This window comes from uncultured Campylobacter sp., from assembly GCF_938040115.1.
Taxonomy (GTDB): domain Bacteria; phylum Campylobacterota; class Campylobacteria; order Campylobacterales; family Campylobacteraceae; genus Campylobacter_A.
Genome location: NZ_CALHXD010000187.1, coordinates 1 through 3,623, shown reverse-complemented (window position 1 = coordinate 3,623; position 3,623 = coordinate 1). Strand labels below are relative to the sequence as shown.

Here is a 3,623-nt window from a genome sequence, read left to right as displayed (position 1 = left end):
TGCCGCATTGCACGTTACGTTAGCTTGTGATACGTCGCGCTCGCTCGTTTGGGTTTGTTTGGCGTTATATTATAGTATTTTTGGGGTAGTATAAAATGTAAAAAACTATGTTTTTGAAATTATTTTTAGTGGAATAATTTTATTGTAAAATAAGAATATCCTGAATATATTGTGACTAACGAAATATAGTATAATTTGTTAAAAAATCAATTTATTACTTGCAACTTAATTTTTAGCCAAATTTAGAATAATATAAAATTTAACTTACTACCTAATTATTGTGCTTTAAATTTTAAAAGGATTGGAAGACCAATCCTTATTCATTAATCCATTTGGTTTCTGATATACGATGGCGTTTCTAGCATATTAGTTGCTTCTTCGCTATTGTATCCGCCGCTAACCTTTAGTCTGCTGATTCTTTCATCTAAAATCGGATTTCTTGACTTTTTAAATGCAGCGTCGGGCGTAGAGGCTACTGGCGTAGGTCTTTCTTCCTCTTTGTCTCTAAAGCCGGTGGCTATTATAGTAACTTGAATTTTGTTATTTTCAAAACTTTCGTCGCTTGTCGTACCGAATATGATATCGGCTTCATCGTCTACAGCTTTTTGCACTAGGTTCATAGCTTCCTCTATATCGCTGAAAGGAGAGTCTGGGTGATATTTGAAGTGTACCAGAACGCCGACCGCACCATTTATGGTAATGTCGCTTAGTAGTGGAGATTGTATTGCATTTTTTATTGCTTCCTGGGCTGCGCCTTCACCTTCTGATTCGCCTATGCCAAGTAGCGCCATACCGCGGTGTTCCATGACTTTTTTGACGTCGGCAAAGTCGGAGTTTATGTCGCTATTTCCCGAATCAAGAACTATGGTACACATACCGCTGACGGCTCGAGCTAAAACGTTATCAACTATTTTAAAACTTTCTTTTATACCGGCTTTTTTGTCTATAAGAGATTTTAGTCTTTGGTTTGGTATAACGACTATAGAGTCGGACTCTTTTTTTAGCTCGTTAAGACCTTTTAGGGCTAGATTGTAGCGCTTTTTACCCTCAAAATCAAACGGCATAGTAACAACTGAGATAGTTAAAGCGCCGATCTCTTTAGCTGCCTGTGCTACTACCGGAGCTGCGCCTGTACCGGTACCGCCTCCAAGGCCTGATGCTATAAATACGATATCTGAGTACTCAAGTGTAGATTTGATCTCTTCGTAACTTTCCTGGGCGGCTTTAGTTCCTACGTCCGGATTCATACCAGCACCAAGACCTTTTGTAATCTTTTCGCCGAGTTGAAGTTTTGTAAAGGCCAAAGAGCTATCAAGTGCTTTTACATCGGTATTGGCGACTATTAGATCGATATCCATTTCGTCGCCTTTTTCTCTAATAATATGATTTATCATATTTCCACCACCACCACCTACGCCTACTACTTTTATCTTTGCGCCGTATGAAGGCTTTTTCTCTTCTACCATAAAGTTACCCATAGTTGATCCAATCTCCTTTTAAAATAGTTGTGTTATTTTATTCCAAATCACAGAAAAAATATTTGGTTTTTTTTCTTTTTTATTTAAATCTTCATTTAGTTCGTCTTGTAAAGTTCTGTCGTCATCGATTCTTAAATCATCTATATAGTTATCATCTAGAGTACTTCCTCTAAATATTTTATTATCGACTTCTTCGATATTTTTTTTATCTTCGATTTTTACTCCATTGTCATAGACTATATCTTTTAAAAGCTTATTTTTTACTACGACCTCGTCTTTATATCGCATTTTCTTTTCAGAGTCGATTTCATAAGGCGTAAAGTAGCCTGCACCGTACATGCAAAGTCCTATCGCACAAGAATTTGCCGGATCTCTTAAAATTTCATATAGCCCTTCCATTTCCTTTGGTCTTGCTATTCGCACCGGCATATTGTCAAATACTGCTATAGCAAGCTCTCTGATGCCTTCAAGCTTAGTCATGCCGCCGGTAAGAACTACGCCTGCGGCTATTGAGTTTTTGTATCCGCTATCTTCGAGCATTTTTGCAAGTATCATTAGCGTCTCTTCGGCTCTTGCATATATGACGTTTGAAATAACATCAAGAGATACTTCCTGCACCTTGCCATCTTCGTTAATAGGCGGGATCTCAACTAGTTCGTTGGCATTATTTAGCAAAATTCCGTAATTTAATTTTATATCTTCAGCTTTTAAAATAGGCGTATGAAGCGTAGCGGATAGATCATTTGTTATATTTGACGAACCTATACCTAAAAATTCGTTATATCTTATCGAATTTCCAGAGTGAATTATCATATTGCAAGTTGCACCGCCCATATCTATAAAAGCTACACCCAAATCTTTTTCATCTTGATTTAGCGTCGCGATAGCCGAAGCGTAGCTGGAAAGTACGATATTATCAGGCTCGACTCCAGCCAAATTTAACGCTTTTCTTAGGTTACTAAGAGATGATTTTTGCGCCATTATGATGTGCGTTTGCACCTCGAGCCTGCTACCGTTCATACCCAAAGGATCCTCTATATGCTCCTGGTCGTCTACTTTGAAATTATAAGGAAGTATGTGTAGTTTTTCGTAGTCGCTGTGGATTTGTGCCCTTCGCTCAGACTCGGACATCGAGCGTTGTATCTCTTTTATGCCTATTTCATACGTGGGAACATTTACCACACCGTTACTGTCAACGCTTTTTGTATAGGCTCCCGAGATTGAAACCACTACTTTTTCGTATCTTGTGCCCGCCACTCTTTGAGCGTCTATTAAAGCGCTTTTTATTGATTTTGATGCGAGCTCGATATTTGTTATTACGCCCTTTTTTATACCCTGAGTTTTTGCAGTTCCTATTCCGATTATTTTAAGTCCTGTTTCATCGTGCTGGCCTATCACAGCGCAAATTTGAACAGAGCCTACGTCAATACCTAAAATTTTAGTACTCAAAACAGATGCCTTCTTATTTTTTTGTATAATAATTTGTTACTTGGTAACGCTTGGACAACATGGCTGTTAAATCCTTAATGAGCTCGTTATTTTTCAAGAAGCCTACATTTTGCGTTATTATCTCTTTATACTCTTTCTCTTTTTCGCTATTTGTTAGTTTTTGTTCCGTTATCTCGTAAACTACGGCTTTATCGCCGAGTACAACATAGCCTTTTTTGCCGCCTTTTTCAAAAAGGCGATTGACGAAGATATTAAACTCACCCTCACTTAACCCACCTTCGGCCTTCACAGTATCTCTACTAACAAATCCTATATCGGTACCTTGAAATCCTTTTTCAAGCAACTCTTTTGCTTTTGCTTCTACGATTTCTTTCGTTTTTTGCTCTTTGTAAAGTTCTAAAATTTGCTCTTTCGCCTCGTCAAAACTCATTACTCTAGGCGCTACGATCTCTTTTACCTTTACTATCATATAGCCGTCTTCGTATTCAAACGGCTTTAGCGTGTCGCCCTTTTTTGCTAGTTTTAGCTCATCCATCGGCAAACTTGCATTATCTTCAAATGTAGATATCGAGACGTCTGCTTGTTTCTCGTCTTTTTTGATTTTTAAATACTCTTCAAGCGCGACTTTTTTAGTTTGCTTTAGGTTATAATCTTTTAGGACTTCGTCTTTGACGGCTTCAAATTCTTTTATTTTGT

At 37.8% G+C, this 3,623-nt stretch carries 3 protein-coding genes; all 3 read right to left on the bottom strand.

Annotated features, from left to right (window positions below; all coding sequences use genetic code 11):
• Nucleotides 1-323: 323 nt before the first annotated feature.
• Complete coding sequence (gene ftsZ, locus Q0314_RS06510) at nucleotides 324-1,478, bottom strand: cell division protein FtsZ (protein ID WP_298057644.1); 1,155 nt, start codon at nucleotides 1,476-1,478, stop codon at nucleotides 324-326.
• 18 nt (nucleotides 1,479-1,496) lie between these two features.
• Nucleotides 1,497-2,927 (bottom strand): cell division protein FtsA, encoded by a 1,431-nt coding sequence (gene ftsA / locus Q0314_RS06505; protein ID WP_298057642.1) that lies wholly within the window; start codon nucleotides 2,925-2,927, stop codon nucleotides 1,497-1,499.
• A 13-nt stretch (nucleotides 2,928-2,940) separates the two neighbouring features.
• A partial coding sequence (locus tag Q0314_RS06500) for a peptidyl-prolyl cis-trans isomerase (protein WP_298057640.1) occupies nucleotides 2,941-3,623 on the bottom strand: 683 nt, incomplete at its 5' end.